Below are 14,214 nucleotides of genomic sequence, written 5' to 3'. Positions count from 1 at the left end.
GAGACGGGGGCCGGTCCCGGCCGTGCGAGGGTCAGGCGGCCGTCGTGGCCAGCTCGCGCAGCTTCTTCTTGTCCGGCTTCCCGGCGTCGGTCAGCGGCAGCGCGTCGACGAACTGGATACGGGCCGGCTCGTACATCGCGCCGCGCGCCTCGCGCACCATCGTGCGCAGGCCGTCCTCGTCGACGCTCTCACCGGCGGCGGGCACCACGGCCGCGTACACCTGCTCCATCCGGTCCTCGTCGCGCACGCCGAAGACGGCGCTCTGCGCGACCTGCGGGTGGGTGTTGAGGAGGTCCTCCAGCTCGGTGGTGTACACATGACCGCCCACCACGACGATCATGTCCTTGATCCGGTCGACGATGGTCAGGTAGTTCTCGTCGTCCAGGAACCCGATGTCGCCGGTGTGCAGCCAGCCGTCGCGCAGCACCTCGGCGGTCAGCTCCGGCTGCTTCCAGTAGCCCTGCATGATGCTCTCGGAGCGGATGCAGATCTCGCCGTGCTCGCCGTGCGGCAGGTCGCGGCCGTTCTCGTCGCGGACCGCCACCTCCACGTTGGGCAGGATGCGGCCGGCCGAACGCAGCCGCTCCAGGTTGTCCGGGTCGTGCTCCCCGGCGGGCAGCACGCTGATCCCGCCGGCCTCGTTCTGCCCGTAGAACTGGACCAGCACCGGGCCGAAGCGCCGGATCGCGTCGGCGATGCGGGCGGGCGAGGACTGGCAGCCGCCGTAGGTCAGGCAGCGCAGGCTGGAGGTGTCGGTGGTGGCCGCGTCCGGGTGGTCGGTGAGCTGGTAGAGCAGCGGCGGCAGCAGGAAGAGGTGGGTGATGCGCTCCCGCTCGATGGCGGCCAGCACCTCGCCGGGCTCGAAGTCCTCGTGGAGGACCACCAGGCCGCCCTCGCGCAGGGTGACGTCGGCCATCATGCCGCCCGCGTGCGCCAGGGTGGTGCACACCAGGAGGCGGGCCGCCTCCTCGTCCGAGGGGCGCTGCCAGATCACCTTGGCGTCGCCCGCGTCCTCGTCGTTGTCGGCGACGAAGGAACGGACCTGCCCGTAGGTGGTGCAGATGCCCTTGGGGTGGCCGGTGGTGCCACCGGTGTGGCGGATGGTGCAGATGTCGTCGGGCTGCGCGAGGCTCGGGAACGGCTCGTCGCTCTCGGCGGCGGCCAGTTCCAGCAGGTCGGTGCCCAACTTCGCGGGGCCCAGGGACAGTACGGTCGCCACCGGCGCCAGCGCGGTCAGCTCGGCGGCGCGGTCGTCGAAGCGGGGGTCGACGATCAGCGCGCCGGTCTCCACGTCCTTGACGATGGTGGCCTGCACGTCGGCGGAGAGCTTGTTGTAGAGGTGGTTGACCCGGCAGCCGATGAGGTTGGCGGCGTAACGGGCGGCGATGGTCTCGGGCAGATTGCCGCTGAGCAGCGTGACGGTCTGACCGCGGTCGATGCCCTGACCCCGCATCGCGCGGGCCGTGCGGTGGACGAGGGCGCGGAACTCACCCGCGGTGACGCGTCGCCCTTGGTGCACCAGCGCCACGCGCCCGGGGTCGGTCCCCAGGGCGTCGAGGTTCTCCTCCACGTAGGTGCGGAAGTCGTGCGCGGTGTCGGGCATAGGTGATTCCTCCTTGATTCCGGGGCACGACGGGTAGTTAGTTGCCCCGGACAACCATTTCCATGCTAACGGTCGCCGATCAAGGGTTCCAAGTTGGCACGAACGCCCGTTGGCGGGCCTTTTACCGAGGCGCGGACATCTGGCCAACCGGCCCGGTCGCGCAGGAGAGCCCGCGGGGGCGGCGCCCCTTCCCCCGTATTTTTACGGGCGCACGAAGCGGCAGGTCAGGCGGGTACTGGGGGGAGTCGGAGGGCGTCGCGAGAATGGCCGGTTAACGGGGGGCGAGGCCGCTCGGGCGGTATACGGGCGTGAGCGGCCGTACGCACGGAGGCGACGGCCGCTCACGGGAAAAACGCAACGTCCGAAATGACGGACTCTCGCTGACGGCGAATTGACGGAGTATTTGCCTTCCTTTTACGGGCGGCGCTCCGCACGATGTGCCTAAAGCGTGGATTTGCCCGGGTCGCCCATCGGGACGGCGTCCAGCACGGCGACATCCATCGGCGCGGCGAGCAGCTCGCTCACCCCGGCGGCGATCCCGGTGAGCGCGGCACCCCGGGAGTGGGCGTCCAGCGCCGCACCGTCCGCCCAGTTCTCCACGACCACCACGCGGTCCTCGCCCGCGTGGACCGCGTACAGCAGACAGCCGTCCTCCTCGTGGACGGCGGGCGCGTGCGAACGGAAGACGTCGAGCGCCGTCTCCAGCTCGCCGGGCTTCGTGCGGACCGTGGCGACTACGACGGGCATACCTGCGACCTCCAGGACGAACGGAATGTCCAACGAACCTATCCCACCGCTCGTCCGGGGCCGTAACGCCTGGTCAGAAACCGGAACGTGTCGTGGGCGCCGGGGCTGCCGGGCCCGCCCGGCCCACCCGACCCACTCACCCCGCCCGCCGCTCGGAGGCGTCAGGCGTCAGGTGGCGGCGCGCGTGCGAGGGCGCATCGTGCTCGGCCAGTCCCGGAGCATGGACGGCTCCCATTTCCGCCACGGGGCATTACCCCCGCCGGGGCAACCCGTGGACAGCCGCGTCAGCAGCCGCCAACATGCACGGCGGCACGCTGCGCCCGAAACCACCGCTGCACTGACCAACTCGCCCACGCCGAACACCCCCTTGGCGAGGGTCGACATCGCGGCTGTATGTCATCACGAAGCGTGGTCCGTTCCCGTAGGGTGTTGCCGGTGTTTGGGAGAAACAGCCGGGTACCGGGCAATGTCCTGATCGCACGCCACATGCGCGCCTTCTTCGACCCCTTGCCCGGCCACGTACGCGCATCACCCGAACGAATCGCCGAGGCATACGGCAAGCATCTGTTCCATCCGAGGCGTCGGGAACTGGTCGCCGAGAAGAAGCTGGCCCGGTCCCCCTTTCACGTCGGAATCGGCCTGGCACACTCGGACTTCGCCGACATCACCAAACGCGCCACCCTCGTCTCCGACACGCTGCTGCTCTCCCACAACGGCATCGGCCCGGCCCACCGCGTCCGCACCCTGTCCCGGAAGTCCACCGAGCACCCCCTGGGCACACGACTTGCCTCGGACCAGTCCGGACTTTCGGGCACCCGAGGCACCATGCGCATCGAACAGCGCGAATACCTGGCCATGCACTGCCCCGATCTCGGCAAGCTGGGCTCTTGGCTGATCGACGCCGAACCGCTGCTGAAGGCCGGCCTGGCCTGGTACCTGCCCGCCTATGCCGTCTCCCGTCAACGGGAGATCTCCAGTTCGGGTTCGCTCAACGACGGCCCCGAGCCGGAATCCTCGGCCAACGTGCCGAGCGCCCTGGATTTTCTCGTACAGGCAGGACGGGCCGTCACCGAGAGCGACGCGTGTCCTCCACATCCGCTCAAGAGTCACGTCGTCCGCCCGGTGCTCGCCATCGACCTTCCGTTCCTCGACGGCGTCGGGATGGCCGACTTCAGCGAGATCACCGTGCAGGAGTTCGCTGCTTACACCGCCTTCCGAAGCTTCCTGCGACAGGAACTCCTCGCTGTCGACACAGCTCTGAACGCGGTTGACTCCGAACGGGAAATGATCAGGATCGCGCACGGCATCGAAGACGAGATCCGAGGAATCCGCTCCCAGATGACGGCCGTACGACGCAAACGGGCCGTCGCGGTCTCGGGCGCCGTCATCGGCGCCGTCGGGGCTTCCCTCGTCGCCGTGTACGGGCCGGCTTTCCAAACAGCCGCCACCGTCATGGGCGCCGCAGGCGCGGGCGGCATCTGGGCCATCATCCAAAGCGCCGCGGACAACAGCCCGCGTACCCTGCGGGACAGTCCCTGGTACTACATCTGGGTCCTGACCCGCGGCAGCGAGCGATTTCAGTGAGAAGCGCTCCGGCGTGAACGGGGCTCAGAGCTTCTTACGCAACGTGAGTGACCGTGTCGTCTGGACGGGTGTGGCGGTCGCTTGGGCAGGGGTGAGCGAGCGCCCGACCGCAAGAGGGCAGCAACCGACGTAGCCATCCGAAGGCCACGGCTACTGACATCGCGTGAGGAGTTCTTGGCGTGGTGCCGGCGTGGAAGGGTGGGGGCGGGCGTCGGGGGAGGGATGATGAAGCCGGAGGTGTGGGTCGCCAGTTTTTCGGCGGCAGTGGCGTTGGGGGCGGCGGCCATGTCGGTCTGGGCCACCCGTGGAGTCAGCAGTAAGGAGAGTTTCGCTCTGGCACGGTCGCTGTACTGCGATCTGACGTCGGAGAGCACGTCGGCGGCCAGGAGCGCTCTGGAGTTCTACTGGCGTGGTGAGCGGCGCAGTGTGGAGCAGACGAGACAAGTCCTTGATCACTACTTTGCTCTGCTGTGGTGCTTCGAGAGGATCCGTGCGGGACGGGAGAGTCTGGCGCGGCAGCGGCGTCTGAACGGCACCGGCCCTGCGCTGAGGTATCTGGACGAGATGATCCGGTGGCATGTCGAGGAATGGGCCAGACGATGGGCACGGCTCCGACGTCCCATCCAGCAGCACATCGGGGAACTGGACGACCACCACTCCATCCGTTCGTTCTGCCACCTCGCGCACGGCGTGGTCACTGAACCCGACGCCCGCCAGGCCGTGACCGACCTCCTCGACGAGATCGACGCAGAAGCCGCCCGTCAGCACCGCGGCAACCCATGACCGAGGACATTCCGCTCACGTGGAAAACACCCCTTCGCCGCGCTCGCCGCCCAAGACGATGCCGAGTCGATGACCCGGCCCGGGGACGACTTCGATGTCCTCTTCCTCGCCGGCACCACCGACTGGCAACTCGGCTAAGAAGCCCGAGGCCTCACCGTGACGAGCACTGTCGGGCCGTACGACTCAGCGTGCACGCCTCGCCACCACACCGCGGCCGGGCAGGCTACTGCCCTTCGACAGTGAAGTCGGACCGAGCATGGGGCTCCGAGCTGGTATCTCGCTGCGTCATATTCTCGGTCGTCTACTTGATGATCAAGCCAACGATGCTCTTGCGACGCTCTGCACGGCGAAAGCAGCGAACGCCGACAGTGGACAACGAAGAGACCTTGCACGATCGAGAGAGGTGAGCCCCGAGAAGTGGGTGGGCCCGTGAGCAGGCCCACCCGCCGACATGTCGGCAATCCACTGCTCAGATGCTGCTGCGGCCTCGGTCTGCCGCTTCCTTGAGGATTTTCGCCACTGTCCGGCATCCCGTCGGGCACCGACATGGTCATCGTGACCTTCGCCGACTTCACGCTGGTGGTCTTCTTGTAAGCCGCGGTGAGCGCCTGTGCCGGAGTGCGACGGACGGCGGGGCTCCCATCGGCCTTGGTCTCATCGTTCCGGCAACTGGTCATGCCCGCCAGTACGGCTGCGGTCGCCAGCGGGACGCCGATGCGTCGCGCGATGCCCTTGCGCCCCTCACCCTGTTTGTCCATCTATGTCATGCACTTTCCGTGCGCAATGCACGGTAATGCATGGGACTGACAACTACTTTCCACCGCGGTCGCGTGAACGGCTGACGCAGCGCAGAAACATCCGGGACGAGAGCTGTCGACTTTCGCGCGTGGGCCGATGTCGCCGACAGCGATCCCTCGGATCCTTGGCGGAAGGCCGTCGAGGAGTGGCTGGACGAGGGACTGCCGGGCTGGCGTGCTGAAGCCTGGGCGGCGGCTCGTTGACCTTCGCAACGGTACAAGGTGGGTTCGTTGACCTTGTGAACTCGCGCGATACAGGCCGTGGGTTCCGCGATGACTGGGCAAGGCTCCGTACGTGCCTCCCACGACGCCGTGCGCCTGCTGTGCTTGGCGCCGGGTCGTCGCCGGGAGCCGGTGCGTAGACTTCGGTCAATGGCCATAGGTTTTGCGATTCTGTACGTGCTGCTCGGTGTACTTGTGTTGTTCGACGTCGGCGGATTCATCACTCGGCGGTGCGAGCGGGTGCAGCACACAGCAGCTGAGCGCCATCGCGAGAGGATGGCTCTCCGTGGCCACCTTCAGGACACCTACGTGGCAGGACCCTTCGCGCAGCCGGCGTTCCTCCGTGCTGCGGGGGTGCCACTGATCGCTGTGGGCGGCCTGCTGTTGCTGCTGCGCTTGGGCTGACGCGCCCGGGGCGGCCTGCGCGTTCCGGCCGCGGCCGGAACGGCGGCAGCGGCAGAATCCCATGGGCCCGCAGGCCGTCCCGACGCCGTCGTGGACGGATGCAGCGGCCTGACCGGCGAAGTATTCGGCCTGATGATGGCCGAGCGCGGTAAGGCCGCTCCGGCTGCCGGGTCTCCCGCATTCACGCCATCGAGGTGGGCCTGAACACGTTCGCGTCGCAGGCAGGTGCCCCGCTCAAGAGCCGCAATGCATCCCACCCCGATATTCTTTGCCCGTTTTCTTGACTTGACCCGGCGCCAGAACCAGCGGGGGCGGCTTGCGCGGCCGGGTTGCTGCCCGGGCCGAGGCGCCGGGCAGGGTTCGTGCCCGCGTTGGAACAGGGCCTTGAGACTGGCGCTCAAGGGTGCCGCCCACGCTCCGGAGGGTGCACGGCCGCACTCCGGCGCTGGTTCGCGGCGCCTGGCCGCGCCCTGCGGACGGTCGCCCACGTGCCCGCACACGACCTCGGGGTAACGGCTCTGACCTGGTGTTTTCCTGGGATTTGCCTAGCCTGGAAAGCGCCGTTGGACACCGTCGGAGGGGACACCGTGAGCGAGGAAGTCACCGGGTATGACGCCAGCCACATCCAGGCACTGGAAGGGCGGGACGCCGTTCGCAAGCGGCCCGGGATGTACATCGGCTCAACCAGTGAACGCGGCCTGCATCGGATGGTGTTCGAGGTGGCGGGCCGGGCGGTGAACGACACCGGTGGGTCCAGGAGTACGCGCGCGGCGTGGCCACCACCCCGCTCGCCGAGGCGGGGACGGCGGCCAGCAGCGGGACCACCCTTGCCGCCTGGCCCGACGCCGCCGTCTTCGGAGCCGCGGAGTTCTCGTTCGACGCCCTGGTTGAGCGGTTCAGGGAACTGGCTTTCCTGAACCAGGGCCTGCGGATCTCCCTGACCGACCTGCGCCGCCCGGATGAGCCCCGCTCGGCGCGGCTCTGCTTCCCGGGCGGGGCGCGGGACTTCGTCGGCTTCCTCACCGGCCGTGCGGCGGCGTCCGCTCCCAAGGACTCCCTCGCCTTCGAGTGCGAGGTCCCTCGCACGGCGGGGGCGATGGAGGTGGCCTTGAGCTTTTCCGGCCTGCTCTCCACAGGCCGACGGCGCCCCGGAGGGCTGGACGCAGGTCGGCGAGGGTGCGCACCGGTCCATCACTCCGGCACCGCAAGGCCGATCATGAAGGGGGCGGTCGGTGCCGGGTTGCGGCCCGGTGGGAAGCGGAAGTGGCGTACGTGTTTCATGGTGAAGCCGGATCCCGGAATGGCGCGGTCCGTTCTGCGGCTCACCCGGCAGCCGCCCGAGATGTGCGGCCACACGTGGTCCACGGCGCACTGGTAGGCGGCGAAGCCCCGGGAGTGTGAGCGGATGTGTTCGTAGAAGCAGAGATGCCCGCCGGGGCGGAGCACCCGTCGGATCTCGGCGAGCGTGGTCGGCAGATCGCGCACCGAGCACAGCACCAGCGAGCAGACGACCGTGTCGTACGACGCGTCCGCGGCGGGCAGCCGTTCGGCGACGCCGTCGGACACCGTCACCGGTACACGGGCCTTGGGCGCTGCCTCGCGCGCCAGGTCGCGCAGGGTCCGTTCCGGTTCGAGTGCCACGACCTCGGTGACGGTGTCCGGGTAGTGGGGAAAGTTCAGGCCGTGTCCGGCACCGATCTCCAGGACGCGGCCGGTGGCGGGGGCGAGCGACTCGGCGCGGTGTTCCTGGGCGCCGTGTTCCTCCGCCCAGGCGGCGAGTTTCGGGTACATCCGCGCGAAGCGTGGGTGGTTGACCTCGGTGTTCACTGTCCGTACCTCTGTCTCGGGTCCGACGGGTCAGTTCGGGGGGCGGCGGCCGGGGGCGACCGGATCAGCGCACGTACAGGTCACGGCCGGCGAACTGGATCCGGCCCAGGCCCACCGCGTAGAAGCGCAGCAGCATGGTGTGCCGGGCCAGCGGGCGGCCGGTGCTGATGGTCAGGCGGGTGCGGGCCGTGCCGCCCGCCGGGACGCGCACCGACGCGTCGTCGAGCCGGAAGCCGAAGCCGTGCGGCTTGCCGTGGGTGATGCGCCCGCCCAGGAGGAGATCCAGTTCCTCGTCGCCGCCGTTGCCGATCTCCACGCCGAGCTCGGTGTCGGCCCCGGGGCGCAGCCGGTTGTCACCGGTGATGGTCAGCGTCACCGCCTCGTCCTCGGTGTCCTGCACGGCACCGCAGATCGCGCAGCTGATCAGGTAGCGGCGCAGGTGGGGGCGGAGGATGTTGCCGCTGACGTAGCGGTGGAGGGCTTCGCCGCAGTAACGGCACGGATCGTCGGTGCTCTCGGTGCGCTGCACCGTGTAGGTGTGGCGGTACGCCTCGACGAAGTGGTACTCGCGGCTCTCGGTGGCTTGCAGCAGCTTGTCCATGACGCCGCGGTCGAGCGCGGCGCACTTCTCCTGGATACGCTCGACGGACCGGCTGAACCGTTCCCACTCGGTCAGTTCGAAGCGTGTGTTGCGCGCTCTGCGGGCCATCGTGGGCAGGTTGTTGACCATGTCGGTCAGTACCGCGCGGCCCTTGTCGAGCTTGATGTCCAGGAACGCCAGGTTCTCGTACCGTTCGAAGGCCCGGGTCAGTCCGTCCAGTTCGGCCCGCGGCGCCGCGGCGCGTACGTCGAGGACGCGGGGCGACTCCTCCGCGAGCAGCGGCCGGTCCTGAACGCCCAGCACCATCACATCGAGCCCGCCGTCGATCTCCGCGGCGGCCGCGTAGAACGGGGTGCGTCCGCCGAACGGCGTGGCGGGCCGGATGTCCAGGGTGCCGTCGCGGTGCGCCGCGAGGAGGTCCGGGTCGTCCAGCCGGACGCGGCTGTACGTCGGCATGAGGCCGTCGAAGCGGACGGTGGCACGGTCTCGCTCGTACGCGACCGACGGCACGGGGCCGGTACGCGGCGCACCGCGGTCGCCGTAGACGGCCTCCGGATCGCCGATGACGATGACGGCCGGCGCGTCCACGCCCCACCGTTCGAGGTTGTCGTTGACCGCCCGTACGGCGGCGCCGACCGTCAGACCGTCCTCGATCAGGGCGTGGAAGAGCAGGTTCTCGCCGGGGATGCCGTCCTTGAGCAGCGGGCTGGCGATGAAGCAGCCCGCCCAGCCGTCGAGGAACCGGCGGGAGATGGTGAAGCGGTTGTGCTCGCCCATCAGCTGGGTGCCGAACTTCAGCGTAAGACAGGCGTTGGCGAAGACCACCTGAGCCGTGATGGCGGCGGGGTCGTGCCGCCGCGCGTCCGGGTAGACGCAGGTGTCTCCCTGCATGCAGGCGGGCAGCGGGCCGGGCGCGCGCCGAGCCGCCGCCTGCTCCTCCGGGTCGTCGGTCAGACCGCACAGGATGTCGTCGGGGGTGACCCGCAGATAGTCCTCGCTGGCGTGGGCGATGAAGCTCAGCACCCGGCGCAGCACCGTGCCGTCCATGAGGTGCCCGGCGTCGACGGCGTCCGTCGGGTAGACCGTCAGGCGACCCGACGTCATCGGTTCCTTGCCCTTGAGGAGCCCGGCGAAGAACTCGTCGCGCTCCGCCGGGACGTGCGGGTAGACCAGCGTCTTGAACACCAGCTCGCTGAGCTTGGCCGGGGTCGGCCCGCACAGGACGCCCGTGTTCACCTCCGGGACCTCCCGGCGGAGCCGGTTCAGCAGGGCGAACTCCAGCACCCGTTCCGGGCCGACGACCGTGAGGTAACCGCCGGGCGGCAGCTCCAGCGCCGCCTTCACGACCTGGCTCACGGTGTCGGCCCGAACCAGCCGGGCATCCTTGGCCAGCGCGAACACCAGCGCCGGCGCGCAGAACCCGGCGTCGTCGGTGAGGGCGACGACGAGGTGGTCCTCCCGCCCGTCGCGCGCGCAGTCACCGGCCCCCGGAGGGGCGGCACCCTCGGCCCGGGCCGGTACTTCGACCGTTTCCAGGCCGAGGCGCGCCGCGATCCTGCGGGGCCACACGTGCTTCCCGGCCGGGTCGAACACGGGCAGGTACCGCGCCCCGCGGCCGTGCTGAGCGAACGCGTACTCCAGATAGTCGCCGAGCGTCGTGGCGAGCCCTATGGTCACGTCTTCCAGCCCTTCTCGTCTCCGCGTTCCGGTGGCCGGGCCGCGCGGCACCGACCGGCATCGTCGTGGGCAGCCCTGGCTCAGGCGCCCGGCTTACGGGTCATGGCCCAGGTGCGCGGGCCGCCGCCGGGGAGCGGGTAGTCGGCCGTCACCTCGAAGCCGAGGCGCTCGTAGAAGCGCACGTTGCGTTCGTCGGAGGTCTCCAGGAAGGCGGGTACACCGGCCTGTTCGGCGGCTTCCAGGCCGGGCCGGATCACCGCGCCGCCCAGGCCCTGGCCCTGGCGGCCGGGGTCGACGCCGACCGAGCCGAGGAACCACACGGGTTCGGTGGGCCGGTGGGGGCCCATGGCGGCCTCGGCCTGCGCGGAGAAGTCGGCACGGTCCCCGGCGATCTCCGCGAACTGCGGGCCGATCTCGGCGAAGACGTTGCCGGCGTTGGCGGTTTCGGGGGTGGTCCAGACGGCCACCGCGTCGCCGTCGTCGGCCACCCACACCTTGCCGTGGTCCAGGCCGATGCGGGAGACGAACAGCTCGTTGAAGCGGTGCAGGCGGGCGAGGTGGTCGTCGGCGGCGATGGTGTGGCGGGTGAAGGGGTAGTCGGCGAACGCGCGCTGGAGGGTGCGCAGGGCGCGAGGGAGGTCGTCGCGGGTGGCGGGGCGGACGACGGGGGCGTTCGAGGTCATGGGTGTCACCAGTTCAGTTGGGGGGTTGGGTGGTTGGGTTGTCAGGTGTTGGGCGTTGGGTGGCCGGGTGTTGGGTGGCCGGGTGCGGGCACAGCACCGGCTCGGTTCGGACAGGAACTCAGCCCCCGTCCGTGCACGACCCGTTGCCGTCGGTGCCGAGAACCCCGACAGCCAGTTCGTGCAGCCGCGGGTTGGCCGACAACGCACCGCCTCCGGTGAGGATGTCGCCGCCCGCCAGGTCGGTGCAGCGGCCACCGGCCTCCTCCACCACCACCCGTACCGCGGCCACGTCCCACGGGCTGACGACAGGCTCGGCGGCGATGTCGACGATGCCCTCGGCCACCATGCAGTGCTGGAGGAAGTCGCCGTACGCCCGGTCTTCCCAGCAGGCGTCGGCCAGCCGCAGATAGGCCTCCCTGGAGTGGAACTTCGGCCAGGTGCACAGGTTGGTGGTGGACAGGTAGGCATCACCGAGACGGTTCACGCCGGACACGTGAAGGGGGGCCGGCGGCTCGTCGCCGCGCCGTGTCCAGGCGCCGCTGCCCGCGGCGGCCCACCAGCGCTGCCGCAGCGCGGGAGCGCTGACCACGCCCACGGTCGGGCGGCCGTGCTCGACCAGCGCGATCAGGGTCGCCCAGACCGGTACGCCGCGCAGGAAGTTCTTCGTGCCGTCGATCGGGTCGACGATCCACACGCGGGGCCCGTCCGGGGTGCCGCCGTGCTCCTCGCCGAAGAAACCGTCCGCGGGCAGCCGCTCCTTGAGGGCGGTACGGAGGGCGTCCTCGACACTGAGGTCGGCGTCGGTGACGGGGGTACGGTCGGGCTTCTGGTCGACGCGCAGGTCGCGGGAGCGGAAGCGGGCACCGGTGACGGCGTCGGCGAGGTCCGCGAGATCGAGGGCGACGTCCAGGTCACCCGGGCTGGGCATATCGGTGTCTCCTTGGGGTGGGCGGTGGGGCGCCCGGGCCCGGCCGCCGCGCGGGGCGGCGGCCGGGGCACGCGGGCCGGGAACCGGGGGCTACTGCTGGTGCAGCTCCAGCAGGTGGTACTCCATGACCCGCACCACCTCGATACGACGGATGCGGCGCAGCAGCTCCACCCGCATGCCGGCGTCCTCGGCGAACCGGTCGAGCATCTCGCGGTCCCCGAGGTCGGCGGTGCCGATGAACAGCCGCCCGCCGTCGGCCAGATGGTCGCGCGCCCCGGCCAGGTAGCGGGCCTGGCCCTTGTAGCCCGGGTCGAACACGGCGTGATGCAGGTGGCTCTTGAGGCTGAAGTCGTCCTCCACGAACGTCCACGGTACGTTCCAGAAGATCGCGTCGAAACGGTCCTCGGGAGCCAGGGCGTCGTACAGGTCACTGTGCAGGGCGCGTACCTTGTCGGCGACCTGGTGCCGGCGCGCGTTGGCCTCGGTGTTGGCCACCGCCTTCTCGTTGATGTCCAGCGCGGTGACCTGCGCGCAGCCGGAGAGCGCGGCGGTGACGGAGATGACGCCCGTGCCGCAGCCCACCTCCAGGAACGAGCCGCCCTCCGGGTACGGCAGGGCAGAGGCCATCACCTCGGTCGCCGCGGTGATGGTGCCGGGGAACACGTCGCGGTGCAGGTCCCACTCCCGGCCGAGCAGGGTGAACGAGTCGGGCAGGTCGTCGCCCTCCATCGCCCGGTTGAGTACGGCCTCGGCGGCTTCGGGGGATTCCTTGACAGCCATGGTTCCTCTCCAGTCCTCATGTCGGTCGTGCGGGTGGGGCAGGGCGGGGCGGGGGTCGCCCCGGGGCCGTTCGGTGGTCAGGGGCAGGTGGTGCTCCGGCCCGTAGGGACCGGGGGCGGGGGCCGGGGCAGGATCCCCGCGTCCGTACGGTGGTGGGCCGGGCGCTCGTCAGCCGTCGTCGCGCGCGTGCCCGGCGAGCGCGGCGCGGTGGCGGCCGACCTTCTGGAACGCCTCGATGTAGGCGTCGATCAGCTCCTTGTCGGCGGGCCAGTCGTTGAAGGTCGGCAGGGACAGCGCCTGCCGCTCGACCCGCTCGGCGGCGGTGCCGGGGGCGGCCACGTTGGCGTGCTTGGGGGTACCCGGGAAGAGCGGGCTCTCGGCCGACGCGTACAGCGGCAGGGTGGACAGCCGGGGGCCGGACGGCGCACCGATCTCCATGCCCTCGGCCCGCAGCGCGGTGATGAGCTGCTCGCGGGTGACACCGGGCAGCGCCTCGGGCAGGAACAGCGGTTTGTAGCCGTACCAGGCCCCCATGTCGACGTCCTCGCCGACGTGTACGGGCTCGATGTAGTCGACCTCGGCCAGCCGCTCACCGAAGTAGCGCAGCGCGCTGTGCCGGGCCTCCTTGCGCTCGGGGAACGCGGCGAGGGAGTGCAGGGCGACGATGGCGTTGAACGGCGACATGCGCAGTTTCAGCCCGAACCCGGTCACCCAGTGATCGCGCAGCGCCTCGTCGGTGATCTCCTCGCGGCAGCGGTCACGGTAGTGCCCGAGCAGGGTGGCCCGGTCGTGCACCCCCGCGTCGTTGGTGACGAGGATGCCGCCCTCGCCGGCGAAGACGGCCTTGTTCGCCTGAAGGGAGAAGACCGCCGCGTCGCCGAAGGTGCCGCACAGGCGGCCCTTGTAGCGGCTGCCGTGGGCGTGCGAACAGTCCTCCAGGACGCGCAGGCCGTGCCGCTCGGCGATGCTCATGACCGCGTCCATGTCGCAGGGGTGCCCCCACTGGTGGACGACGGTGACGACCTTCGTCCGCTCGGTGATCGCCGCTTCCAGGGCCTGCGGGTCGATGCCCCGGGTGAGCGGGTCGATGTCGGCGAGGACGACCTCGCCGCGCAGCGCGTGGACCGGGCTCAGCGCCGCGTGGTACGTGAGCGCCGGGCCGACGACCTCGACGTCTTCCCGCACCCCGAGGGCGAAGTAGGCGGCGAACAGGGCGCTGGTCCCGGAGTTGAAGGTGACCGCCCAGCGGACCTGGTCGTCGAGGAAGGCGCGGAAGGCGTCCTCCAGCTCGCGGACCGGGCCGCTGCTGCCCTTGATGGAGATGTCGTCGTTGCGCTGCGCTGCCAGGGCGGTGAGTTCGGCCTCCTCGGCGCGGGGCGGCCAGATCTCGTGCGGGAGCGGCCGGGTGATGGCCGGGGTGCCGCCCAGCAGGGCGAGGCGTTCGCCGGTGGAAGTCACGGGGTCCTCTGTCTCTCGGTCGGGAAGTGGTCGTACGGGCGCAGGACGGCAGGGGGCCGGGGCCCGGGGCTGGGGAGAGGGACGGCCGGCAGGGCGTCGCGGGGTGGCGGCGAAGGCGC

The 14,214-nt window shown here is 70.3% G+C and carries 11 protein-coding genes; 3 read left to right on the top strand and 8 right to left on the bottom strand.

Annotated features, from left to right (window positions below; all coding sequences use genetic code 11):
- Positions 1-31 precede the first annotated feature (31 nt).
- Both JXZ78_RS08285 and JXZ78_RS08280 read right to left on the bottom strand, forming a co-directional pair.
- On the bottom strand, positions 32-1,603 hold the full coding sequence (locus tag JXZ78_RS08285; RefSeq protein WP_030021793.1) for an AMP-binding protein: 1,572 nt from the start codon (positions 1,601-1,603) through the stop codon (positions 32-34).
- A gap of 441 nt (positions 1,604-2,044) precedes the next feature.
- The gene (locus tag JXZ78_RS08280; RefSeq protein WP_030021792.1) at positions 2,045-2,350 is read right to left on the bottom strand and encodes a putative quinol monooxygenase; all 306 of its coding nucleotides are present in this window, start codon (positions 2,348-2,350) and stop codon (positions 2,045-2,047) included.
- A 435-nt stretch (positions 2,351-2,785) separates the two neighbouring features.
- Between JXZ78_RS08280 and JXZ78_RS08275 the strand changes: the two genes are divergently transcribed.
- From JXZ78_RS08275 to JXZ78_RS08265, 3 genes are all read left to right on the top strand, one after another.
- Positions 2,786-3,934 carry a hypothetical protein gene (locus JXZ78_RS08275; RefSeq protein WP_157851652.1) on the top strand — a complete coding sequence of 383 codons (1,149 nt, stop codon included), beginning with the start codon at positions 2,786-2,788 and terminating at the stop codon, positions 3,932-3,934.
- Positions 3,935-4,156: 222 nt separating this feature from the next.
- The gene (locus tag JXZ78_RS08270; RefSeq protein ID WP_157851651.1) at positions 4,157-4,717 is read left to right on the top strand and encodes a hypothetical protein; all 561 of its coding nucleotides are present in this window, start codon (positions 4,157-4,159) and stop codon (positions 4,715-4,717) included.
- A 1,169-nt stretch (positions 4,718-5,886) separates the two neighbouring features.
- Positions 5,887-6,141, top strand: a complete 255-nt coding sequence (locus JXZ78_RS08265; protein ID WP_030021789.1) for a hypothetical protein — start codon at positions 5,887-5,889, stop codon at positions 6,139-6,141.
- Between the two features lie 1,191 nt (positions 6,142-7,332).
- Here JXZ78_RS08265 and JXZ78_RS08260 read toward each other — a convergent pair.
- The 6 genes from JXZ78_RS08260 to JXZ78_RS08235 form a co-directional block, all read right to left on the bottom strand.
- Complete coding sequence (locus JXZ78_RS08260; protein ID WP_030021788.1) at positions 7,333-7,968, bottom strand: class I SAM-dependent methyltransferase; 636 nt, start codon at positions 7,966-7,968, stop codon at positions 7,333-7,335.
- Positions 7,969-8,032: 64 nt separating this feature from the next.
- Positions 8,033-10,246: a hypothetical protein gene (locus JXZ78_RS08255; RefSeq protein ID WP_030021787.1), complete on the bottom strand. Its 2,214-nt coding sequence runs from the start codon at positions 10,244-10,246 to the stop codon at positions 8,033-8,035.
- A gap of 80 nt (positions 10,247-10,326) precedes the next feature.
- Complete coding sequence (locus JXZ78_RS08250; RefSeq protein ID WP_030021786.1) at positions 10,327-10,929, bottom strand: GNAT family N-acetyltransferase; 603 nt, start codon at positions 10,927-10,929, stop codon at positions 10,327-10,329.
- Positions 10,930-11,047: 118 nt separating this feature from the next.
- Complete coding sequence (gene hisN / locus JXZ78_RS08245) at positions 11,048-11,857, bottom strand: histidinol-phosphatase (protein ID WP_030021785.1); 810 nt, start codon at positions 11,855-11,857, stop codon at positions 11,048-11,050.
- 90 nt (positions 11,858-11,947) lie between these two features.
- Positions 11,948-12,637 carry a class I SAM-dependent methyltransferase gene (locus JXZ78_RS08240; RefSeq protein WP_030021784.1) on the bottom strand — a complete coding sequence of 230 codons (690 nt, stop codon included), beginning with the start codon at positions 12,635-12,637 and terminating at the stop codon, positions 11,948-11,950.
- Between the two features lie 168 nt (positions 12,638-12,805).
- Positions 12,806-14,095 (bottom strand): DegT/DnrJ/EryC1/StrS aminotransferase family protein, encoded by a 1,290-nt coding sequence (locus tag JXZ78_RS08235; protein ID WP_078624438.1) that lies wholly within the window; start codon positions 14,093-14,095, stop codon positions 12,806-12,808.
- Positions 14,096-14,214 lie beyond the last annotated feature (119 nt).

It is taken from the genome of Streptomyces monomycini, from assembly GCF_022271435.1.
In the GTDB taxonomy this organism is placed as follows: Bacteria; Actinomycetota; Actinomycetes; order Streptomycetales; family Streptomycetaceae; genus Streptomyces; species Streptomyces monomycini.
This window is presented reverse-complemented; position numbering and strand designations above follow the sequence as displayed.

Coding starts and splice junctions, on each gene's coding strand:
- JXZ78_RS08280 (WP_030021792.1), bottom strand. CDS start 2,350: ATGCCCGTCGTAGTCGCCACGGTCCGCACGAAGCCCGGCGAGCTGGAG.
- JXZ78_RS08240 (WP_030021784.1), bottom strand. CDS start 12,637: ATGGCTGTCAAGGAATCCCCCGAAGCCGCCGAGGCCGTACTCAACCGG.
- JXZ78_RS08250 (WP_030021786.1), bottom strand. CDS start 10,929: ATGACCTCGAACGCCCCCGTCGTCCGCCCCGCCACCCGCGACGACCTC.
- JXZ78_RS08265 (WP_030021789.1), top strand. CDS start 5,887: ATGGCCATAGGTTTTGCGATTCTGTACGTGCTGCTCGGTGTACTTGTG.
- JXZ78_RS08270 (WP_157851651.1), top strand. CDS start 4,157: ATGATGAAGCCGGAGGTGTGGGTCGCCAGTTTTTCGGCGGCAGTGGCG.
- hisN (WP_030021785.1), bottom strand. CDS start 11,857: ATGCCCAGCCCGGGTGACCTGGACGTCGCCCTCGATCTCGCGGACCTC.
- JXZ78_RS08285 (WP_030021793.1), bottom strand. CDS start 1,603: ATGCCCGACACCGCGCACGACTTCCGCACCTACGTGGAGGAGAACCTC.